General features: G+C 75.3%; 16 protein-coding genes and 1 pseudogene. 5 read left to right on the top strand and 12 right to left on the bottom strand.

Translation table 11 applies throughout. The features are described 5' to 3' along the window. Positions 1–137: 137 nt before the first annotated feature. On the bottom strand, positions 138–2,150 hold the full coding sequence (locus IH44_RS0130300; protein WP_051817561.1) for a hypothetical protein: 2,013 nt from the start codon (positions 2,148–2,150) through the stop codon (positions 138–140). A gap of 220 nt (positions 2,151–2,370) precedes the next feature. Here IH44_RS0130300 and gabT point away from each other — a divergent pair, with 220 nt between their 5' ends. From gabT to IH44_RS0130315, 3 genes are all read left to right on the top strand, one after another. Continuing rightward, positions 2,371–3,726, top strand: a complete 1,356-nt coding sequence (gene gabT / locus IH44_RS0130305) for a 4-aminobutyrate--2-oxoglutarate transaminase (RefSeq protein ID WP_030462965.1) — start codon at positions 2,371–2,373, stop codon at positions 3,724–3,726. Between the two features lie 365 nt (positions 3,727–4,091). Then, positions 4,092–4,730, top strand: coding sequence for a phosphatase PAP2 family protein (locus tag IH44_RS0130310; protein WP_035956857.1), 639 nt, complete (start codon positions 4,092–4,094; stop codon positions 4,728–4,730). Between the two features lie 121 nt (positions 4,731–4,851). Then, complete coding sequence (locus tag IH44_RS0130315) at positions 4,852–5,934, top strand: glycoside hydrolase family 18 protein (protein WP_232795142.1); 1,083 nt, start codon at positions 4,852–4,854, stop codon at positions 5,932–5,934. 15 nt (positions 5,935–5,949) lie between these two features. On the opposite strand, the gene IH44_RS0130320 is transcribed toward IH44_RS0130315, so the two are convergent. Beyond that, a complete protein-coding gene (locus IH44_RS0130320; protein WP_030462968.1) occupies positions 5,950–6,282 on the bottom strand; it encodes a DUF2218 domain-containing protein in 333 nt (110 codons plus the stop codon). A 138-nt stretch (positions 6,283–6,420) separates the two neighbouring features. On the opposite strand from IH44_RS0130320, the gene IH44_RS0130325 reads away from it, so the two are divergent. Next, positions 6,421–6,891: a MarR family winged helix-turn-helix transcriptional regulator gene (locus IH44_RS0130325; protein ID WP_030462969.1), complete on the top strand. Its 471-nt coding sequence runs from the start codon at positions 6,421–6,423 to the stop codon at positions 6,889–6,891. Here the strand turns inward: IH44_RS0130325 and IH44_RS0130330 are convergent. After that, positions 6,812–7,738, bottom strand: coding sequence for an EamA family transporter (locus IH44_RS0130330; RefSeq protein WP_030462970.1), 927 nt, complete (start codon positions 7,736–7,738; stop codon positions 6,812–6,814). The genes IH44_RS0130325 and IH44_RS0130330 overlap by 80 nt on opposite strands. Before the next feature lie 91 nt (positions 7,739–7,829). Here IH44_RS0130330 and IH44_RS0130335 point away from each other — a divergent pair, with 91 nt between their 5' ends. Next, complete coding sequence (locus IH44_RS0130335) at positions 7,830–8,738, top strand: LysR family transcriptional regulator (protein ID WP_030462971.1); 909 nt, start codon at positions 7,830–7,832, stop codon at positions 8,736–8,738. A 33-nt stretch (positions 8,739–8,771) separates the two neighbouring features. On the opposite strand, the pseudogene IH44_RS44720 reads toward IH44_RS0130335, so the two are convergent. The 9 genes and pseudogenes from IH44_RS44720 to IH44_RS41660 all read right to left on the bottom strand — a co-directional run. Then, positions 8,772–9,500: pseudogene (locus IH44_RS44720) on the bottom strand (ZIP family metal transporter); the annotation flags it as partial. 231 nt (positions 9,501–9,731) lie between these two features. Further along, positions 9,732–10,169: a DUF6278 family protein gene (locus tag IH44_RS0130340; RefSeq protein WP_030462972.1), complete on the bottom strand. Its 438-nt coding sequence runs from the start codon at positions 10,167–10,169 to the stop codon at positions 9,732–9,734. A 70-nt stretch (positions 10,170–10,239) separates the two neighbouring features. Beyond that, entirely contained in the window at positions 10,240–11,931 is a 1,692-nt protein-coding gene (locus IH44_RS49535; RefSeq protein WP_030462973.1) for a restriction endonuclease, read from the bottom strand. Positions 11,932–12,109: 178 nt separating this feature from the next. After that, entirely contained in the window at positions 12,110–13,615 is a 1,506-nt protein-coding gene (locus IH44_RS43215; RefSeq protein WP_030462974.1) for a hypothetical protein, read from the bottom strand. A 299-nt stretch (positions 13,616–13,914) separates the two neighbouring features. Beyond that, on the bottom strand, positions 13,915–14,562 hold the full coding sequence (locus tag IH44_RS0130355) for a YigZ family protein (protein ID WP_030462975.1): 648 nt from the start codon (positions 14,560–14,562) through the stop codon (positions 13,915–13,917). A 125-nt stretch (positions 14,563–14,687) separates the two neighbouring features. Then, complete coding sequence (locus tag IH44_RS0130360; RefSeq protein ID WP_030462976.1) at positions 14,688–15,971, bottom strand: aldolase/citrate lyase family protein; 1,284 nt, start codon at positions 15,969–15,971, stop codon at positions 14,688–14,690. A 230-nt stretch (positions 15,972–16,201) separates the two neighbouring features. Continuing rightward, positions 16,202–17,872, bottom strand: coding sequence for a DUF2637 domain-containing protein (locus IH44_RS47440; protein WP_107066658.1), 1,671 nt, complete (start codon positions 17,870–17,872; stop codon positions 16,202–16,204). A gap of 354 nt (positions 17,873–18,226) precedes the next feature. Then, a complete protein-coding gene (locus IH44_RS0130370; RefSeq protein WP_030462978.1) occupies positions 18,227–18,895 on the bottom strand; it encodes a response regulator transcription factor in 669 nt (222 codons plus the stop codon). Further along, positions 18,847–20,199: a sensor histidine kinase gene (locus tag IH44_RS41660; protein ID WP_232795143.1), complete on the bottom strand. Its 1,353-nt coding sequence runs from the start codon at positions 20,197–20,199 to the stop codon at positions 18,847–18,849. The genes IH44_RS0130370 and IH44_RS41660 overlap by 49 nt, the downstream gene beginning before the upstream one ends. Positions 20,200–20,493: the final 294 nt, after the last annotated feature.

The following is a 20,493-nucleotide window of genomic DNA, read 5'->3' on the forward strand; positions in this document are numbered from 1 at the left end:
GCGCCGTTGCGACCGGGCGAGTGAGGGTTCTCCCCCCATTATGGACGCTCCGGACAACCCGGAGTGCCGAAATCCGCCGGTCCGTAGCTTCCGTGACCCAACGATGATCGCTCCGCGACCCTCCGCCGCCTCCCCGCTCAGTGCCGCAGGTCGACCAGCAGCGGCGGCACCTGCTCCCCCGTCACCGAGGTCAGCGAGATCACCGCGTGCCCCGACGGCAGCGCGTGCGCCAGGTCGGACGGCGACCAGCGGTGCCGCTCGACGTCCCGGGTGGTGATCGACTCGGTCTGCGCGGTGGTGCCGGACAGCGCCTTGCGCAGCAGCCGCCCGGCCCGGCGAACCGTTCCGCCGGAGGTGTCCGGGACGTGCGTGACCGCGGTCTCCCGCACCAGGTGGGTGCCCCACGCCTCGGAGAACAGCCGCCCGTCCCAGGGCGCGATGCCGGGAAACGCCATCCGGTTGCCGACCGCGCCGAACAGCGGGGCGCGCAGCGCCTCCGGCAGGTCGGACAGCGTGCGCAGCAGCAGCAGCACGCCCGCGTTGGCACCGCGCAGCCGCTGCACGCCGCGGATCGCCTGCGCGTCCACCGCCGCGGTGGCGTCGTCCAGCACCATCCCGGCGAACAGCTCGCGGTCGCGCCGGTCGGCGGCGGCCTGGGTGAACTGGCCCAGCAGCAGCCGCGACAGGATCCGGGCGGCCTCCGGGTGGCTGCGCTCGGGCAGCTTCACCCGCACCCGCAGCGGGTGCTCCAGCGCGCGCATCGCGAACGCCGGCTTGGCGTCCGGGCCGCCGGAGAACCCGGCCGCCAGCGCGGGCCGGTCCAGCAGCGCCAGCCGGTCGGCGAGCAGCGCGCCCGGGTCGTCGGCCCGGCCGTGCATCCGCTCGCGCTGCTGCAGGTCCGCCTCGAACTCCGGCCGCCGGCCCGACTTCTGCAGCCGCTCGCCGAGCTCCGCCCAACCCTCCGCGTCCCCCGCCAGCAGCGCCCGCAGCGCCCGCACCCCCGGGTAGCCGCCGTACGCCGCCCGGTACGGCCCGACCACCTGCTGCATCGCGGCCCGGGCGCTCTCCGCGCGCGGCGCCAGCTCGTCCGGCAGCAGCGCGTCCGCCAGCCGGGCGGCCGCCTCGTCCGAGTGCGGCGCCGCCCCGTACAGGTCCAGGCCGTACGGGGCGGCCGGGTCGCCGGGGGCGATCACCACGTCGTACCAGTCGTCCGGCCCGAGGTCCGCGTCGGACGCGCCGACCACCACCGCGCAGGCCGCGCCCGCCAGCGCCTGCAGGCACAGCGCCTCGGCGACCGGGCGGGCCAGCGCCGCGGTCTTGCCGGTGCCGGCCGGGCCGACCGCGAGCAGCGAGGTGCCCAGCACCCGCGGGTCCAGCGCGAAGCCGGCGTTCCGGTGCCCGACCGGGTTCTTCGGCACGTCCTGCGCCGTCCCCAGCCGCACCTGGCGCACCAGCAGGTCGTGCCGCGCCGCCCGCCCGCCCGGCAGGTCCCGCTGCTCCGACGGGTGCGCGCACGCCGCCGCGCCCCGGGCCGCCACCTGCGCCGCGAACTCCTGCCACGCGGCCGGGTCGCTCCCCACCGTCCGCCACGCCTGGTGCAGCCGCACGTAGTCCACGTCCCCGACCGCCTCCCCCTCCAGCCGGCGCACCACGTCCCCGGCCGGCCGCAGCTCGGCCCACACGTCGACGACGGGGGCCTGCTCGGGGGCGGGGGGCACCTCGGTGACGGTGCGGGAGAGCAGCGGGAGCAGGAATCGGCGGCCGACCTCGCGCCAGCGGCCCATGTGCCCGAAGACCCTGATCACCCCGGCGATGATCAGCAGGTTCACCGCGAGCGCGACCAGGATGGTCGGGATCTCCGACAGCGATCCGAGACCGAGCAGGCCGAGGCCGGACAGCGCGAACCCCCGCCCGTAGATGAACACCAGCCAGGCGGCCAGCAGGTTCAGCGCCGCCCGCAGCAGCAGCGGCCCCGCCGGGGTCCTGGCCTGTTCGGCGGCCTTCGGGTCGTGCGGGGTGTGGTGCTGGCGGTAGATGCCGGGGGCGGCTTCGGGGCGGGGGGCGGTGGCCCAGGTGGGGAGGTGGAAGGGGGTGCGGGGCGGGGGGAGATGGGGGTGGGTGTGCTGGGTTCTCGCGTCGTTCAGTTCCACTTCGGGCCCCTCCTACGTTGCCGGCGGTGCCATACCCGCATCGCCGTCCCACCGACACACCCGGGGGCCAATGTAGTGGAGTGCGCGGGCGCGCAGCCGATCTTCGGCCACTGGCCGTGCCGGACAATTCGGACGGCTCAGCAGTACCGAGTGGCGCATGCCGGTGCCGCGGGGCCGGTCGTAGCCTGCGGGTACCGCGTCAAGAATTTGGAGAAGACAGATGAGCGCTGCAACTCCGCTCCCGCAGGAGCGCCGCCTGGTCACCGCGATCCCCGGCCCGAAGTCGCAGGAGCTGCAGGCCCGCAAGCTCGGCGCGGTGCCGGCGGGCGTGGGCACCACGCTGCCGGTGTACGTGTCGCGGGCCGGCGGCGGCGTGCTGGAGGACGTGGACGGCAACAGCCTGATCGACTTCGGCTCGGGCATCGCCGTGACGAACGTGGGCAACAGCGCCGCGGCCGTGGTGGCGCGGGCGACCGAGCAGCTGGCCGCGTTCACGCACACCTGTTTCATGGTGACCCCGTACGAGGGCTACGTGGCGGTGGCGGAGCAGCTGAACGAGCTGACCCCGGGCGACCACGACAAGCGCACCGCGCTGTTCAACTCGGGTGCGGAGGCGGTGGAGAACGCGGTGAAGATCGCCCGCGCCTACACCAAGCGGACCGCCGTGGTGGTGTTCGACCACGGCTACCACGGCCGCACCAACCTGACCATGGGCCTGACGGCGAAGAACATGCCGTACAAGCAGGGCTTCGGCCCGTTCGCGCCGGAGATCTACCGGGTGCCGGTGGCGTACCCGTACCGCTGGCTGACGGGTGCGGAGAACTGCGCCGCCGAGGCCGCCGCGCAGGCGATCGACCTCATCAACAAGCAGATCGGCGCGGAGAACGTCGCGGCGATCATCATCGAGCCGATCCAGGGCGAGGGCGGCTTCATCGAGCCGGCCAAGGGCTTCCTGCCCGCGATCGTGGAGTTCGCGAAGGCGAACGGGATCGTGTTCGTGGCGGACGAGATCCAGACCGGCTTCTGCCGCACCGGCCAGTGGTTCGCGTGCGAGGACGAGGGCGTCGTCCCGGACCTGATCACCACCGCGAAGGGCATCGCCGGCGGTCTGCCGCTGGCGGCGGTGACCGGCCGGGCCGAGATCATGGACGCCGCGCACTCGGGCGGCCTGGGCGGCACCTACGGTGGCAACCCGGTGGCCTGCGCGGCCGCGCTGGGCGCGATCGAGACCATGAGGTCCGAGGACCTGAACGGCAAGGCGCAGCGGATCGGCGAGGTCATGCTGGGCCGGCTGCGGGCGATGCAGGAGAAGTTCGCCGACTCCGACCGGGTGCGCATCGGCGAGGTCCGCGGGCGCGGCGCGATGATCGCGGTGGAGCTGGTGAAGCCGGGCGGCAAGGAGCCGGACCCGGCGGCGACCGCGGCGATCGCCAAGGCCTGCCACGCGGAGGGCCTGGTGGTGCTGACCGCCGGCACCTACGGCAACGTGCTGCGCTTCCTGCCGCCGCTGGTGATCCCGGAGCACCTGCTGGCCGAGGGCCTGGACATCCTGGAGTCGGCCTTCGCGGGCGTCTGATTCCCGCCGGTTCCGGCCGGGAACCGCTGGTGGGCGGCGCGGGGGCGGGGCGGAGCGGGTTCCGCCCCGCCCCCGCGCGTCCGGCCGTCCGCCGGGCGGGTGGAGGTCGCGCCGCCGGTGGTGAAGATGCTGTGCACGATGGCCGGTCCGCCGTTCCCCGCCCCGGCTTTGACGTACTGTCATCACAGATGGACAGCGAACCGCACGCACTGCCCACAACTCCGTCCGCCGCCGAGGCGGACGCACCAGAACGATCGACCGGCCGTCCCGCCCACACCCCCCGGGCCGCACGGCGCGGCGATCACCTTGGCCGCCCCGGAGCTCTCCCCCCTGCTCCGGGGCGGCCGATTTTTGCTGTCCTGGCCATGTCACTCGCGGTGCTGCTGGCCGCGGTCTCCTGGCAGGTCGCGGTGGACGGGCCGCTGCTGGGGCTGGACACGGCGGTGCGCGACGGGGTGCGGGAGGCCCGCGGGGCGATCGGCTCGACGCTGCTGAACCACTTGGGCGTGGCGCTGTCCGACCTGGGCGGCGGGGCGGTGGCGGTCCCGGTGCTGCTGGGGTGCGCGGGCCTGGCGGCCTGGCTGGCCCGGCGCGGCGGACGGCCGCGCTGGTGGGTGCCGGTGCCGGTGGCGGCGGTGGCCGCGGTGCTGGTCCCGCTGCTGGTGGTGCCCGCGAAGATCTGGTTCGCCCGCCCGGGCCCGTACGGGGCGCCGCTGGCCGGGGACCAGTGGGGCTGGTACCCGTCGGGCCACACGGCGACCTCCTCGATCGCGTACGGGACGGCGGCGCTGCTGCTGGCCCGGGTGCTGCCGGTGGTGGCGGGGCGGCGGCTGGGCGCGGCGTGCGCGCTGGTCTGCCTGGGGGTGGGGGCGGGCCTGGTGTGGAGCGACTTCCACTGGCTGCTGGACGTGGTGGCGAGCTGGTGCCTGTCCGGCCTGCTGCTGCTCGGGCTGCGGCTGCTGCTGCCGCGCCTGCTGCCCGACCGGCCGGACCCCGTTTCCTGACGCTCCGTCAGCCTCCGTTTCGGTCCAGACCATTGACGCCCCTCCGGCCCGCGCGCACCCTGTTCCCCACCCTTCAGCACGCGATCGCCGGGAGGCGGATGTGCGTTCCCCAGTCATGCCCATGACGCGTTTCTCGGTGGCGGCCTCACTGCTGGCCCTGGCGGTGACGGCCCTGCCGGCCCAGGGCGCGACCGCGGCGGCGGCCGCGCCGGTGCAGGTGTACGGGGCCTGGCACTGCAGCGACGATGCCTGCACCTGGGCGAAGGTCCGCGACCCGGCCGCCTTCGACGCCGCCAACCACTGGCTGGTGGACCGCGGCGACGGCCGCCCCTCGGTGAACGTGGTGGTGCTGAGCTTCGTCAACCCGCTGCGGCTGCTGAACGGCACCACCGACGCCGGGAACGCCGCCGGGGTGCCGGTGGGCATGAACCAGCAGGTGGTGGACTACTTCACGGCGCACGGCGTCCGGGTGATGCTCTCCATCGGCGGCATCACCTACACCGGCGACTGGGACACCGCGCTGGCCCAGAACGGCACCCTGCTGGGCCAGAAGGCGGCGGCGCTGGCGAGCAGGCTGGGCGTGGGCATCGAGATCGACTACGAGAACAGCAGCAGCCCGAACCTGACCGGCCTGCAGGCGTTCGTGGACGCCTACCGGGCCGCCCACCCGTACGACGCCTCCGGCGCGGACCCGACCGCCCGGCTGACCATCGACGTGGCGGCCGGCGACCGCTGGCTGAGCGGCATCGACCAGTACGCCACCGCGCACTGGCTGACCACCGCGAACCCGGTGCTGGACTACGCCAACGCGATGGTGCCGAACAAGCAGCCGAACGCCTCGACGGCGATCGCCAACTGGCAGGAGCACCTGGACGGCAAGCCGACCTACAGCCCGGCGATCCCGCCGCTGGCCCCGGCAAAGTTCACCGGCAGCCTGTACATCGCGGAGGGCTCGCAGGTCCGCCCGGAGTGCACGAACTTCGCCTCCTCGGTGCAGCAGGCCACCGGCAGCTGGGTGCGCAGCGCCGCACCGAACGGGGCCGGGACCACGACCGGACTGCTGGGCTTCATGTTCTGGGCGGCCGAGAAGCCGTCCACCCGGGGCGTGACCACCGCGCCGCCGAACAGCTGCGAGGGCGGGGTCGGCGCGGGCGCCACCGCGTTCGACGTGCCGGTGCCGATGCCCCCGCTGCGGCAGGGCTGAGCGGCCCCGGGGCGGTCAGCCCTCCTCGCCGGTGAGGCGCTGGACGGTGCCGGCCGCGCCGCTCTCGCGCTGCCAGGCGACGACCAGCTCGTCGCGGGTGCCGAAGCGGACCAGGTGGCGGCCGACCACGTCCTCCAGCTGGTCGAGGTTCCCCTCGGCGCCCTCGACGGCGAGCAGCAGCGCGCCGTCCTCGGCGGTGAGCTCGGCCCGGCCGGCACCGAAGGCGAGCGAGCCGCGGCCGGTCTCCTCCGACCACTCGGCGGGGACCTTGCGGCCCATGTGGGCGGCGAGCTGCTTGGCGTAGCGGGCGGGGCGGTCGGTGGTGACGCGGGCGGTGGAGCGGGCCACGGCGGACTCCTCGAGTCGAAGGCACGGATGACTTAGGTTGCCCTAAGCTACTCGATTACTGAGCCAAGCTCAACATGTTATCGAGGCGAGATCGGTCACCCTCCGTACCGGCCGCGACCCGCCCGCTAACCTGTGCCCATGACCTCCCCCGGCCCCGCCGACACCGCCGCGGAACTCGCCGACGCGCTCACCCGGGCGATGAAGCGGATCCGGCGGCAGACCATGCAGCGGCTGGAGCCCTACGGCCTCACCCCCGCCCAGGGCCGGGCCCTGCGCACCCTCGCCCACGCGCCCGGCTGCGAGAGCGCCGAGACCATGCGGCTGAGCGAGCTCGCCGAGCGCCTGCACATCGCCCCGCGCTCCGCCACCACCGTGGTCGACGCCCTGGAGGAGGCCGGCCTGGTCGCCCGCACCCCCGACCCGGCCGACCGCCGCGCGGTGCGCCTGGTGCTCACCGAGGCCGGCCACGGCGCGCTGGAGCGGATCTCCCGGGTCCGGCACGAGGTCGCCCAGGAGTACTTCGGCCCCGTCAGCCCTGCCGAGCAGGACGCCCTGCTGCGGGCGCTGCGGCAGGCCGAACTCGCCTACGAAGCCGGGCCCACCCCGTAGCCGGCACCGCGCCCAGCCCGATCCCGGCGATCACCAGCACCGTCGCGACCCCCGCCGTCAGGCTGAACCGCTCGCCCAGCAGCAGCGCCGCCGAGGACATCCCGAACACCGGCACCAGCAGCGAGTACGGGGCGACCAGCGAGGCGTCGTAGCGGCGCAGCAGGTGACTCCAGGCGACGAACCCGAACAGCGTGGAGACCAGGCCGACGTACAGCACCGCGCCGACGCCCGACCAGGTGATCGACCGCAGCGCCGCCCAGTCCGCGTCCGGTCCCTCGACCAGCAGCGACAGGGCCAGCAGCGGCAGCGGCGGCACCGCGGAGACCCACACCATCCAGCGCAGCGCGTCCGGCGGGGCGGCCCGGCGGGTCAGCACGTTGGCCAGGCCCCAGGCCACCGCCGCGCCGATCACCAGCGCGAACGCCCCCGCCGGGCCGCCCGCGCCGCGGTCCACCGCGGCCAGCGCGATCCCGGCGAAGGCCACCGCCAGCCCGGCCACCCGCAGCCGGGCGGGCCGCTCGCCCAGCAGCCCGGCCGCGAACAGCGCGGTGAACCCGGCCTGCCCCTGCACCACCAGCGAGGACAGCCCGGCCGGCATCCCGGCGTGCATGCCGAGGAACAGCAGCCCGAACTTCACCACCCCGAGCGTCAGCCCGACCCCCAGCACCCACCGCCACGCCACCCGCGGCGAGCCGACCAGGAAGACCGCCGGCAGTGCCACCACGGCGAACCGCAGCGCGCAGAACAGCAGCGGCGGGAAGTCGTGCAGACCGACCTCGATCAGCACGAAGTTCAGCCCCCAGACGGCGGCGACCAGCACGGCCAGGGCGATGTGACGGGGGGTCATGGCGGAGGAGGGGGACATGCAGCGAGCATCTCCCGGGCCGACCGTTCAGCACCAGCGACGATTCCTCAACCCCACCGTTTAGCATCACTGCATGATGGATCTGGGACGCCTGCGCGCCCTGCACGCGGTCGCCGTGCACGGCTCGGTCGGCGGGGCCGCCACGGCCCTCGGCTTCACCCCCTCCGCGATCTCCCAGCAGATCGCCAAACTCGAGCGCGAGACCCGCACCGTCCTGCTCGAACGCCAGGGCCGCGGCATCCAACTGACCGACGCAGCACGCCAGTTGGCGGACACCGCGCAGCGCGTCCTGGCCCTGGTCGAGCAGGCCGAGGTGACACTGGAGGAGCAGCGCGGCCGGCCCGCCGGACGGCTGCTGGTGGCCGCCTTCCCCACCGCGGCCCGCGGCCTGCTGCCCGCCGTCCTCGCCGAGCTGCACGCCACCTGCCCCGAGCTGGACGTCCGGCTGCTGGAGAGCGACCCCTACCCGGCGGCCGAGCTGGTGGCCCGCGGCGAGGTCGACCTGGCGGTCGTGCAGGACTGGGCGACCGTCCCGCTCCCGGTGCAGGACGGCCTCGACCGGCTCGACCTCGGCACCGACCCGGTCGACCTGCTGCTGCCCGCCGGACACCCGCTGGCCGCGCTGGACGCCGTCCCGGTGACGGCGTTGCGCGGGCAGCGCTGGATCAGCGTGCCGCCCGGCAACATCTGCCACGACTGGCTGCTGCGCACCATGCGGGAGACCGGCGAGGAACCGGACGTCGCCCACCGGGTCGGCGAGTTCCAGACCCAACTCGCCCTGATCGCCGCCGGCCTGGGCCTCGGCCTGATCCCCCGCCTGGGCCGCGGCCCCCTCCCGCCCGGCATCGCCGCCCGCCCCGTCACCCCCGAACCCGTCCGCCGCGTCCACGCCCTCTGGCGCACCCAGACCTCCCGCCGCCCCGCCGTCACCGCCACCCTGACCGCCCTCCGCCACCACTGGGCCGCCCTGGAGAACACCTGAACCGCCCCGGTCCCTGCCCCTCCCCCGTGGCCAGGCCAGCCCCACCACCAGCCACATGAACCCCACCCCCAGCAGCGTGCACGCCAGCGTCCCCTTCGACGGGTGCGGGCTGTGGGCCTCGGGCAGGATGTCGGAGGTCGCCAGGTACATCAGGAAGCCGCCGAAGAAGCCCAGGTAGAGCCCGAGCAGCTGTTCCGGGATGGTGAACAGCAGCGTGATCCCGGCCCCGGTGACGGGCGCGAGCGCGTCGGCGAACAGCAGCGCGACGGCCCGCCGCCGGTTGTTCCCGTAGAGCCGGGTGAGGGTGTACGTGTTGAAGCCGTCCGCGAAGTCGTGCGCGACGACGGCGATGGCGACGACGGTGCCGACCGTCGTCCCGGCCTGGAACGCGGCGCCGATCGCGAAGCCGTCCATCATGCTGTGCAGGACCAGCGCGGAGGCGGCCGCGATCCCGACGCCCTGCTCGCGCCGCCGCTCCCCGTGCGCGTGGCCGTGCGCGTGGCCGTGGCTGTGCGCGGCGTACTCGCCCTCGTGGCCGCGGTGGATGGCGACGGCGCGTTCGACCACGTGGATGGCGAGGAACCCGGCGGCGAACATCAGCAGGGCGGCGGGGACGCCGTGGACTTCCTGCGGGGCCTGCGCGAGTGCCTCGGGCAGCAGGTCGAAGGCGACCACGCCGAGCATCAGCCCGGCGGCGAGGCCGAGGACGAGGTGGCGGCGGTCCCCGGTGCGCTGGGCGACGAATCCGCCGACCAGGGTCATCAGGAACGCGCCCGCGGCGACCAGCACGGCAGTCAGTTTCGGCCTCCCCCGTCACGCCGCCGGGGGCCGGACGGCTGTGCTGACCGCTGCCCACGGGCATCCAGTCCGTCCGGCCCGGGCCCGGACGGTGCCGGGCCCTGCGACCAGCCTGCGGGCCCGGGTCCGGCCGCGCCGCCCGGGCGGCCCGTCGGGGTGACTCGCCGTCACCCCGGGGCCGGCGGCCCGGCGGTCTCAGCCGTCGCTCGCCGCCCGGTAGACGGCGGCGAGCTGCGGGGCGCCCTGTTCGGCCCAGTCGCGGCCGATCGCGGTGGCGTCGAGTTCGAAGCCGGTGCCGAGCACCATCAGCGGGCGGCCGTCGGCGGCGAGCTGCCAGCGGGCGTCGGGGACCTGGCGGCGGATCACCGTGCCGAGGTAGAGGCCGGCGTCGGTGCCGAGCCACTGGGAGACCTGCGGGTCGTCGCGCCAGCGGGGCAGCAGTTGGTCGAGGGCGGTCAGCGAGTCGACGGTGTCGTCGAGGCGGACGTCCACGGACTCGGCGAGTTCGCGCAGCAGCCCGCACTCGGCGTACATCTCGGCCATCGCCAGTTCACGGTCGTGCTCGGCCGTCTGCCGGGGCGCCGGGTCGGCGGGGCTCCGGTCGTGCCGGTGTCCGGGGAATCGGTTCTCCACGCCCCCAGCCTGACAGCCCGTCGGGCGGTCCGCCGGTGGAACCGGCGGGTTCGCGCCGGTCCGCCGGTTCTCACAGGGTCAGCGGCAGCGCCAGGTGGGTGCGGGCGAGCTCCCGGATGCCGGGGCCGTCCATCAGGTGGATGCGCTGGTGGCGCTCCTCGCCGGTGAGGTCGAGGGCCTCGTCGGTGAACTGGCCGCAGGTCATCCGCAGGCCGCGGTCGGCGCCCTCCTCGCGGACGGCCTCGGCGAGGGTGGCGATCTCCTCGGCGGCGACCGGGGCGGGGCCGCGGGAGGCCCACACCACCCAGCGGCCGGGCAGCCGGCTGTCGGGCTCGCCCTCGGCGGTGGCGACCAGGCCGGCCGGGCCGCGCAGCCGGACGCTCCAGTCCCGCAGGCCGCCCGCGGTGAGCACGGCGCGCACCAGGTGGGCGAACTCGCCGGGCGACAGCTCGCCCAGCGCGGGCACCGCCGAGGAGGCGCTGCCCCAGGGCAGCACGGCCTCGCCCGCGTACGGGTCGGGGGTGATCACGGCGGCCAGGGCGCGCAGCCGCAACAGCGACTCGTCGTGCTCGGCCTCCGCGTAGACGCCGCCGTCCGCGCCCTCGTCGCCCAGGTGCCCGGCGTCCGGGACCAGCCGGGTGCGGGCCAGCGCGTCCCGGTCGGCGTCGACGCTGAGCAGGCACTGCGGGGGCTGCCCGGGGACGCGCAGCCAGCCGTTCAGCACGACGCCGGCCAGCACCTCCTCGGTGTCGACGGCGTCGGCGGCCTGCAGGGCGCGCAGCGCGAGCCGGGCGGCCAGCCGCAGGTAGTCGGTGCGGACGTCGGCGGCGGGGCGGGGCACGGGTTCGACCGCGCCGGCCTCGGTGAGCCGGTAGCCGGAGAGCGCGGGGACGGTGTCCAGCGGCGGCAGGTCGAGGTCGAGGACGGCGGTGCGGGTCAGGGCGCGGAACACGGCGCGGCAGGGGGCGGGCAGGTCCTGGGTGGCGCCCTCGGCGGCGGCCAGGGCGCGTTCCAGCAGGGACTCGACGGCGGCGGGCTCGGCCTGCCGGTAGGCGCGGCGGCACTGCTCCAGGCTGTCGTTGTACTCCTGGACGGCCCGGGCCCGGGCCCGTTCGGCCTCCTCGTGGGCCTGCCGGGCGGCGACCGCGCCGCTGTCGGCGAGTTCGGCCTGCCGGGTGCGCCACTCGCGCAGCGCGCGCTGGTGGCGCAGCCGGGCCTGGGCGAGTTCGCGCTGGTAGCCGGAGTCGAGCAGGCGGCGCGAGCGCGGCTGGTCGGGGTCGGCGCCGGCGGGCTCGGGCGGCGCGAAGTCGGCCCAGGCGGGCTCGGGTTCGGCCTCCGGTCCGGCGTCCGGGAAGGGCTTGGGCTGGTAGCTGCGCAGCTGGCTCTCGAAGTCCATCGCGGAGACCGGCTGGGCGGCCCGGCGCAGCAGGTCGGCGAGGCGCTGGTGGTCGGCCTGGACGGCGAGGGTGCGGTGGTGGGTGAGCGCGGCGGCCCGGCCGTGCGCGGCCACCGGGTCGTCCGCCGCAGCGGGGGTGTCCGCCGGGTCCGCGGGGCCGGGCTGCGGCGGGACCACGGGCTGCGGGCCGGGGTACGGCGCGGCGGGCTGTCCGGGGCGGGCGGCAGCGGGGTGGGCGTCGGTGGGGCGGGCGTCGGCGGGGTCCTCGTCCTCGTCGGCGCCGAGTTCGTGGAACAGCGAGGCGAGGAATCCGGGCTGGAGCACCGTGGTGGTGCCGTCGGCGCTGCCCTCGGCTGGATGCTGCATCGGCGGTGGTCCCCCTGCTCGTCCGGCGCACGTCGGCGGGCCGCCGCGGCGGGGCCCGAGCAGCATTGTCCCCCGTCCGGGCTCCGCGGTCAGCCAACCCCGGTGGTTTGGCCGACCCTTGACGTCGGATCAGCGGGGCGGCCGGGGGCCGGTGGGGTCACCGGCCCCCGCGGGGCGGTCAGTTGGTGCGGGTGTTGGTCAGGTGCAGCCCGATGTAGCCGACGTAGATCCGGCCGCTGCCGGAGCAGTCGTCCAGGTAGTGCACCCGGGGGGCGGTGCCGCCGCCGCCGATCCGCAGGTGGGCGCCCATGAAGGCGCGGCAGGAGGAGTCGACGGCGGCGGGGACGGGCAGCATCCGCTGGCGCTTCCACTTGCCGTGGCTGGCGACGGTGCGGGACTCGCCGCGGACCGCCTTGCGCGGCGGGAAGCGGTGGCAGCCGGGCGGGGTGTGCTCGCACCACTGCTTGAAGTCGCCGCCGGCCTCGCCGCGCACGGCCGCGTCGGCGTACTCCTGGAGCGCGGTCAGGCCGTCCCAGGTGAGCCGGGCCCAGCCGTCGGCCTCGCTCTGGCCGTCCAGGGCGAGCGTCTCCTTGCTGTCGCCGGTGAACTCCAGCAGCGGGAACTCGCCGAAGCGGTCGACGAGTTCGCCGAAGCTGACGGGGCCGGTGCCGCACCGGGGGCGGCGCGGTCCGCGCGGGAGCTCGATCCGCAGCCGGCAGCGCTCCAGCCGCACCGGCGGGCGCTCGACGACGGCCCGGGGGGCGGCGGGCGCCTTGCGCGCCTCGGGCGGCAGCCGGAGCTCGGGGACGGCGGACAGCGGGGCGGGCAGCGGCAGTTCGGCGGCGATCCGGCGCGGTTCGCGGGCCAGCAGGGCGGCGGCGCGGCGCGGGTTCTCGTCGATCCGGCCGCGCGGCAGGACGGGGTGGCGGGCGGCGTCGGCCCGGGAGGCCGGGTCGACCTCGGGCAGGAAGGTGCGCACCGCGCCGCCGTACACCTTGTGGTACTCCAGGGCCAGGTTGAACCGGGGCAGCGCGCCGTGCCCGAGCACGTACAGCGAGGCCAGGCCGGGGAGTTGGCGCACCAGCGGGTCGAGCACCTGCTGCTGCCAGCGGTCGACCGGCACGGCGGGCGGGACGCTGGCCACCACGGTGGGCAACCGCCGTTCGGGGTCGCAGAGTTCGTCGATCAGGCCGTCCAGGTCGGCGGGGGTCAGCAGCCGGGGCGCAACGGCCAGCGGCACCGGGCCCTCGGCGGCGTCGAGCAGCGGCAGCAGGCGGCGGACCAGGTCGGGGACGGGCACCCGCCCGTGCGGGGCGGGGGCGGGCCCGGCGGGGAGGTGCTCGGCCTCGATCCGCAGCCGGGTCGGCCCGTCGACGGTGTCGGTGGCCAGGGTGAGGGTCAGTTGGTCGGTGCCGTGCACGGCGGGCGTGCGCAGTCTGCGGCGGCTGTAGCGGGCGCCGGGGCCGCGGCCGGTCAGCGGGCCGTCGTCGCGGTCCAGCAGGACCCGGTCGCCGAGCCGTAGTCGCTCGGGCGGCGCCTGCCGTTCGCGGGGCGCGGGCTCCTCGTGGCCCTCGGACTTCAGTTGCTCGGCGAGGAGTTGGTCGACGAGGGCGGCGGTCTCGTGGTGCGGGCGGGGTGTCGCGGCCGTCAGCCGGTACGGTGGCTGGGCGTGGTCGGTGGGCATGCGCGGAACCTCCCGTGGTGCGGTGCTGGGGTCTGCGGATCCTCCTCCCGGGTGTCGCTGGCGAATCGTTGCTCCTGTCTCTAGGAGACGAAGCGATCAGGAGTGGAAGTTCCGCATCCGGCACCGCTTCCTTCGATCGGGTGTCATCCGGCGGCAACGGGAACGCCGCCTGTGCCGCCTCTGCTACCCGCCCGCCCGCGATCGATGCCGGACCTCCCCCGGTCGGCCGCCGGGCCGGTCCGGGCCTCCGCCGGGGTCCCCCACCGGTGCCCTTCACCGGGCCCCGGCCGGGGCGGCCGTCAGACGTCGACCTCGACGAACGTCCGCCCCACCGGGCGGGCTTCGGCCGACCCGCCGGTCGCCTCGGCCAGCCAGGTGTGGAACTCCGCGGTCTCCGGCTCGGGGACGCCCACCTCGATCCGCACCCCGTCGGCCAGGTACTCCAGCCCGGCCACCGCGTACCCGGCCGCCCGCAGGTCGTTCTCCAGCCGCCCGGCCCGGGTGTGGTCGACGGCCACCGACAGCAGCGCGACCGGGCGCCGCTCCAGCAGCCCGACCTCGTCCAGCGCCTCGGACACCGCCGCCCCGTACGCCCGCACCAGGCCGCCCGCGCCGAGCTTGATCCCGCCGAAGTACCGGGTCACCACGGCCGCGGTGTCGGTCACCCCGCGCCGTCGCAGCACCTCCAGCATCGGCACCCCGGCCGTCCCGGCGGGCTCGCCGTCGTCGCTGGAGCGCTCGCGCGGCTGCTCGCCGCCGACCACGAACGCGGTGCAGTTGTGCCGGGCGTCCCAGTACTGCTTGCGGACGCCCGCGATGAACGCCTGCGCCTCGTCCTCGTCGGCGACCCGCGCCAGGTGGCAGATGAACCGGGACTTCTTGATCTCCAGCTCGTGGCTGCCGGAACCGCGGACGGTCAGGTACGGCTTGGGGCTCGGCTCCGCCATGGCGCTGGTGTTCTCCGCTGGGTCGTCGGTCGACGGTCGACAGTCGTCTGTCCGGTCCGGTCTCGGGCGTCCGGCCCCGCGCCGGTCCGCCCGTCCAGCCTATGCCCCGCGCCCGGGGCTCCCGTTCAGCGGCCGGCCAGGGCGTCCAGCCGGGCCCGGTCGAGGCCGGTGCGCTCGGTGACCTCGGCGAGGTCGACGGCGCCGCAGTCCAGGCCGCGCAGCACGTAGCCGCTGAGCGCGCGGGCGGTGGCGGGCTCGTCCATCACGTCGCCGCCGGACTTGGCGACGTACGCGGCGAGCCGGGCGCAGGCGGCGGCCAGGCCCTCGCGGTAGAACGCGTAGACGGCGGCGTACCGGGTCGGCAGGTGGGCGGGGTGCATGTCCCAGCCCTGGTAGTAGGCGCGGGCCAGCGAGCGGCGGACCAGGCCGTGGTGCAGCCGCCAGGCGGCGTGCACCTGCTCGGCGGTGCCGGCCGGGACGACGTTGGTGGAGCCGTCGGAGAGCCGGACGCCGGTGCCGGCCGCGGCGGCCTGCATGACGGCCTTGGCGTGGTCGGCGGCCGGGTGGTCCATGCTCTGGTGGGCGGCGGAGACCCCGCAGGCGGCGCTGTAGTCGAAGGTGCCGTAGTGCAGGCCGGTGGCCCGGCCCTCGGCGGCCCCGATCATCAGCGCGACGGTGGCCCGGCCGTCCGGGCCGAGGATCGCCTGGGTGGTCTCGATCTGGATCTCGAACCCGATCCGCCCGGCGGGCAGCCCGGCCCGCCGCTCGAAGTCCTCCAACAGCCGCACCAGCGCGGTGACCTGGGCCGCGTAGGTGACCTTCGGCAGGGTCAGCACCAGCCCGTCCGGCAGGCCGCCCTCGGCCAGCAGGGTGCCCAGGAACAGCTCCAGGGTGCGGATGCCGCGGGCCCGGACCGGGGCCTCCAGGCACTTGATCCGGATCCCGACGTACGGCGGGGCGCTGCCGTCGGCGACCGCGGCGGCCACCAGCCGGGCGGCCCGGACGGCCTCGGCGTCCTCCTCGGCGTCGGGGCGCAGGCCGTAGCCGTCCTCGAAGTCGATCCGCAGGTCCTCGATCGGCTCGCGCTCCAGCTTGGCCCGCACCCGGGCGTGCACGTCGGCCAGCAGCGCGTCGTCCGCGACCCCGAGCGCCTCGGCGAGCCGCCCCGGCGTACCGGCGTGCTCGTCGAACGCGGCGAGCGCCTGCGCGCCCCACTCCCGGACGGTGTCCGCCCCGAACGCGTCGGCCGGCACGTACACGGTGTGCACCGGCTGCCGGGAGCCGCTCTCGCCCGGGTAACGGCGCGTCAACTCGGCGTCCACGGGGGCGAGCAGCGCCTCGACGGCCGCCAGGGCGGTGTCCGAGAACGAGACGGGCTGGGCGGCATCGACCTGGGCAGGCTGCGACATCCGGAGGCTCCTCCACTCACCACGCGACTTCAACAATTTGTTGAGGCGAAGGTAGTGGCGGCCCCGCGGAACCGTCAATGGCCGCCCGGCCGGAGGAACCGGCGGACGGCCATCGCGTGTTTGTGGCTATCTCCGAACGGGGCTGCCTCGGAACGAGGCAGCCTCCGAGCGGGGCTGTCTCCGAACGAGGCGGCCTCCGAACGGGGCTGCCTCCGAACGGGAGCGCGGGATCACTCGCCCCGGCCGGACTCCATGTACCGCTCCTGCAGGTCCTGCCAGACCTTCTCGACGTCCTTCACCGTCACGCCGCCGTCCGGGCGCGAACCCGGGACCCCGCGCTGGCTCAGGTACTCCGCGAACCGGCGCTCGTCGGGATGCCGCTGGTTCTCCTCCATGTAGCTGACCAGCGCGTCGAAGCACTCGTTCGGGTCCAGTGGCTCCACCGCGCCCGGCATCGGCCGCCGCGCCGGGGCGTCCTCCTCCCCGAACGGCAGCGGCTCCGGCTCGGGCGCCATCATCGACTCCAGCCGCATCGGCCGGCCGGGCACCAGGATCGGCTCCGCCGCCTCCGCCACCGGCACCTGCTGCCGGGCCGCCGGACCCCGCCCGTTCGCCGCCGGCCGGTACTCCTCCACCGGCCGGTACTCCTCCGGCCGGCCGCCCTGCTCCGGGTACGCCTCGCCCTGCGGCGGCTGGTAGCCCGACTGCGGCCGGCCCTCCGGGCCGTCCTCCGCACCGCTCGGCCGCGGCGCCTTGAACCACGGCGACGCCTGCCCCGGCACCCGCGCCGTGTGCACCTGCTGGTCCGGCTCCGCCACGTGCGAGCGCACCGGGCGGGCCGTCCACACGTTCAGCTCCGCGGACGGGTCGATCACCGGCGCGGCCTGCGCCGCCTCCGGGTCCTGCTGGTCGCGCAGCCGCAGCGCGGCCAACTTCGCCAGCGTCGGCACCGCCACCGCCGCGGACACCTGCGGCACCTGCTGGACCGCCGGCTCCGCCGCACCCGCCGCCGCGGCCTGCTGGGCCTGGGCCTGTGCTTGTGCCTGGGCCGCCTGCTGAGCCGGCGTCAGCCGGCCGCCCCGCACCGTCTGCGCCGCGGGCGCCGCCTGAACGGACTGGACGGACTGCCCCGCCGCCACGGCCGCCACGGCCGGCCCGGCCTGGGCCGCCGACACCGCCGGCGCCGCCTGCTCGGCCGCCGCCGCACTGCCCGGCACCAGCAGCGGGCCGTCGATCCGGTCCAGCACCGTCGGGTCCAGCGGGACACCGTACTTGGCCAGCTTCAGCGGCAGCAGCGCCTGGAACGGCGCCGAGCGCCGCCAGCCCCGCCCGTACCGGAACCGCAGCTGTGCCCGGTACACCAGCCGGTTCTGCTCCAGCCGCACCGTCTCGTCGTACGAGCGCAGCTCCCACAGCTTCATCCGCCGCCACAGCCGGAACGTCGGCACCGGCGACAGCACCCAGCGCATCAGCCGCACCGACTCCATGTGCCGGTCCGCGGTGATCGCCGCGATCCGGCCCACCGCGTGCCGCGAGGCCTCGACCACCACCACGAACAGCACCGGGATCACCGCGTGCATCGCCATGCCCAGCGCGTCGCCCCAGGAGGCCGCCGCGTTGAACGCGATCGTCGCCGCGGTCAGCAGCCAGGCCGTCTGCCGCAGCAGCGGGAACGGGATCCGCAGCCAGGTCAGCACCAGGTCCAGCGAGAGCAGCACCACGATGCCCGCGTCCACGCCGATCGGGAAGGCGTAGGCGAAGGCACCGAAGCCCTTCTCCATCGCCAGGTCCCGCACCGAGTTGTACGACCCCGCGAAACCGATCCCCGAGATCACGCACGCGCCGACGGCCACCACACCCAGCAGTGCCCGGTGCGCGCGGGTAAGGGAAGGACGTGCCATTCGTTGATCAACCCCTGGGACTCGGCAGCTGCCGTATACGACCTGTAGCCGCCGAGTACACGTCCCCGCCCCGGGGCGCACCCGTCGGTCATCGCGTCAGGACGCGATGCCGGTGCGCCGTTGACAGACTCGGCCCACCGGATACTACTCGTACGGGCGTTCGCCACCGTCGCCAGGCCGGACCGGCACCGCACCTCCGCTGGTCCACACCACTGTGCGCACCGCCGTGCCGCCCGCCGCCGGCCCTGCTCCGGCCTGCCCGGCCCCGTCCGTCGGTCCCTTCCGCCCACGTCCTCCTACCTTTCTGACCTACCCTTCTGACCTCCTGCCCGGCACGGCCGAGAGCCACCCGGCTCAGCCCTCCGCCGGCCGCTCCGCCGCACCGTTCAAGTACGCCAGCACCGCCAGCACCCGCCGGTTGGCGTCCTCCGTCGGCGCGAGTTCCAACTTCCCGAAGATGTTGGCGATGTGCTTGGCCACCGCCCCGTCACTGACCGTCAGCCGGGCCGCGATCGCCGAGTTCGAACAGCCCTCCGCCATCAGCCCCAGCACCTCCCGCTCCCGCGGCGACAGCCGCTGCAACGGCTCCGACCCCGCGCTGTGCTGCAGAAGTCGACCGATCACGTCCGGATCCATCGCCGTCCCCCCGGCCGCCACCCGTCGCACCGCGTCCACGAACTGGTCCGCGTTGAACACCCGGTCCTTGAGCAGGTACCCCACCCCGCCCGTCCCGTCCGCCAGCAACTCCCGCGCGTACAACTGCTGGACGTGCTGCGACAGCACCAGCACCGGCAGGCCCGGGATCTCCCGGCGCGCCGCCAACGCCGCCTGGAGCCCCTCGTCCGTCAGCGTCGGCGGCAGCCGGACGTCCACCACCGCCACGTCCGGCCGCTCGGACAGCAGCGCCGCCAGCAGATCCGGCCCGGTCTCCACCGCCGCCGCGATGGTGAACCCGTGGATCTCCAACAGCCGGGTCAGACCTTGGCGGAGGAGGTAGAGGTCCTCGGCGAGGACAACGCGCACGGCAGCTCCATCGTGATCGTGGTCGGCCCGCCCACCGGACTGTCGAGCGAGATCGTCCCGTCGAACGTACCCAATCGCTTCTCGATCCCCCGCAGCCCACCGTCCACCTCCATCCGCGCGCCCCCGTGCCCGTCGTCCGTCACCACCACCCGCAGCCGGCCCGCCCGGTACAGCACGTCCACCCAGGTGTGCCGGGCCCGGGCGTGCTTCGCCGCGTTCGCCAGCAACTCGCTCACGCTGAAGTACACCGCCGTCTCCAGCGCCGCCTCCGGACGCCCCGGCAGACTCACCGTCACCTCCGCCGGCACCACCGCCGTCAGCGCCAACTCGCGCACCGCGTCCGGCAGCCCGCGCTCCGCCAGCACCGGCGGATGAATGCCCCGCACCAGGTCACGCAACTCCTGCAGGGCCTTCGCCGACGACTCCCGGGCCTCCGCCAGCAGCTCCCTGGCCGCCTCCTGGTCCGTCCTCATCAGGTGCTCGATCGTCCCCAGCGTCAACCCGATCGACACCAGCCGTGCCTGCGCCCCGTCGTGCAGATCCCGCTCGATCCGCCGCAACTCCGCAGCCTGCGCGTCCACCGCATCCGCGCGTGTCTCCGTCAGGTGCGCCACCCGCTCGGTCAACTGCGCCCGGCTCGGCTGCGGCCCACCGCCCAGCACCCGGCACGCGAACGCCCCGTGCGCCCGCACCGCCCACGGCATCGCCAGCAGCCCCGCCACCACCAGCGCCCCGCCGAGCACCACGGAGAAGAGCAGGTTCACCCGGTGGTTCTCCACCCCGAAGAAGTGCCGCGAATCCACCGCCGCAGTCCCCATGAATACCAGCCCGCCCCACACCAGCCCCATCGGCACTCCCAGCAGCGCCAGCACCCCCACCGGATTGGCCACCCACCACAGCCCCTCCCGCTGCACCTGACGGTCCCGCACCACCCACCGCACGAACTGCACCAACCGCGCCACCTCAGCCCGCCGGTGGTACGACACCCCCGTCCACCAGAACCCCCGCGCGTCCCGCTCCAACGCCTCCCGCGGCGAATACACCACCCCCCACGGCTCCCCCGCCTCCCGTGCCACCCGCCGCCGCGTCCACACCGCACCCCGCCGCACGAACCAGTACAGCGAAGACACCCCCGCCAGAACCGCACCAGGCACCGCCACGTACGGCGCCAGCGGCCCCTGGTCGAACAGTTGCACCGCCACGAACGCCGTACACACCGTCGCCAACAGCGGCCCCACCACCCCCGCTCCCGCCGCCACCGCCATCACCACGGCCTGCCCGCCGGCCCGCACCGCCACCCGCACCCGCTCACCCACCGCAGACCGAGCAGCCCCACCACCGAACCACGCTGTCGTCGCCAAAACCCACTCCCCGAGAAGTCGAACGCCGTCCCCAACAACGCTCTCAGTCTCCCTCTCCCCCCAGGCCGACACATTGGCCGTGCCACCCGTCTTTGAGGTGGACCTAGCACCACCCCCTTGGTGGCACTTGCTCCCGGGAACGCGAGAAAGCCCCCTGACTTCCCGTCAGGGGGCTTTCCCACAATGATTGTTCGGCGGCGTCCTACTCTCCCACAGGGTCCCCCCTGCAGTACCATC

Source organism: Kitasatospora sp. NRRL B-11411 (assembly GCF_000721345.1).
Taxonomy (GTDB): Bacteria; Actinomycetota; Actinomycetes; order Streptomycetales; family Streptomycetaceae; genus Kitasatospora; species Kitasatospora cineracea.

Bases quoted from the DNA above. Each gene is read 5' to 3' on its own strand.
- gabT (WP_030462965.1), top strand. From the start codon at position 2,371: ATGAGCGCTGCAACTCCGCTCCCGCAGGAGCGCCGCCTGGTCACCGCG.
- IH44_RS0130310 (WP_035956857.1), top strand. From the start codon at position 4,092: ATGTCACTCGCGGTGCTGCTGGCCGCGGTCTCCTGGCAGGTCGCGGTG.
- IH44_RS0130315 (WP_232795142.1), top strand. From the start codon at position 4,852: ATGACGCGTTTCTCGGTGGCGGCCTCACTGCTGGCCCTGGCGGTGACG.
- IH44_RS0130325 (WP_030462969.1), top strand. From the start codon at position 6,421: ATGACCTCCCCCGGCCCCGCCGACACCGCCGCGGAACTCGCCGACGCG.
- IH44_RS0130330 (WP_030462970.1), bottom strand. From the start codon at position 7,738: ATGACCCCCCGTCACATCGCCCTGGCCGTGCTGGTCGCCGCCGTCTGG.
- IH44_RS0130335 (WP_030462971.1), top strand. From the start codon at position 7,830: ATGATGGATCTGGGACGCCTGCGCGCCCTGCACGCGGTCGCCGTGCAC.
- IH44_RS49535 (WP_030462973.1), bottom strand. From the start codon at position 11,931: ATGCAGCATCCAGCCGAGGGCAGCGCCGACGGCACCACCACGGTGCTC.
- IH44_RS43215 (WP_030462974.1), bottom strand. From the start codon at position 13,615: ATGCCCACCGACCACGCCCAGCCACCGTACCGGCTGACGGCCGCGACA.
- IH44_RS0130355 (WP_030462975.1), bottom strand. From the start codon at position 14,562: ATGGCGGAGCCGAGCCCCAAGCCGTACCTGACCGTCCGCGGTTCCGGC.
- IH44_RS0130360 (WP_030462976.1), bottom strand. From the start codon at position 15,971: ATGTCGCAGCCTGCCCAGGTCGATGCCGCCCAGCCCGTCTCGTTCTCG.
- IH44_RS47440 (WP_107066658.1), bottom strand. From the start codon at position 17,872: ATGGCACGTCCTTCCCTTACCCGCGCGCACCGGGCACTGCTGGGTGTG.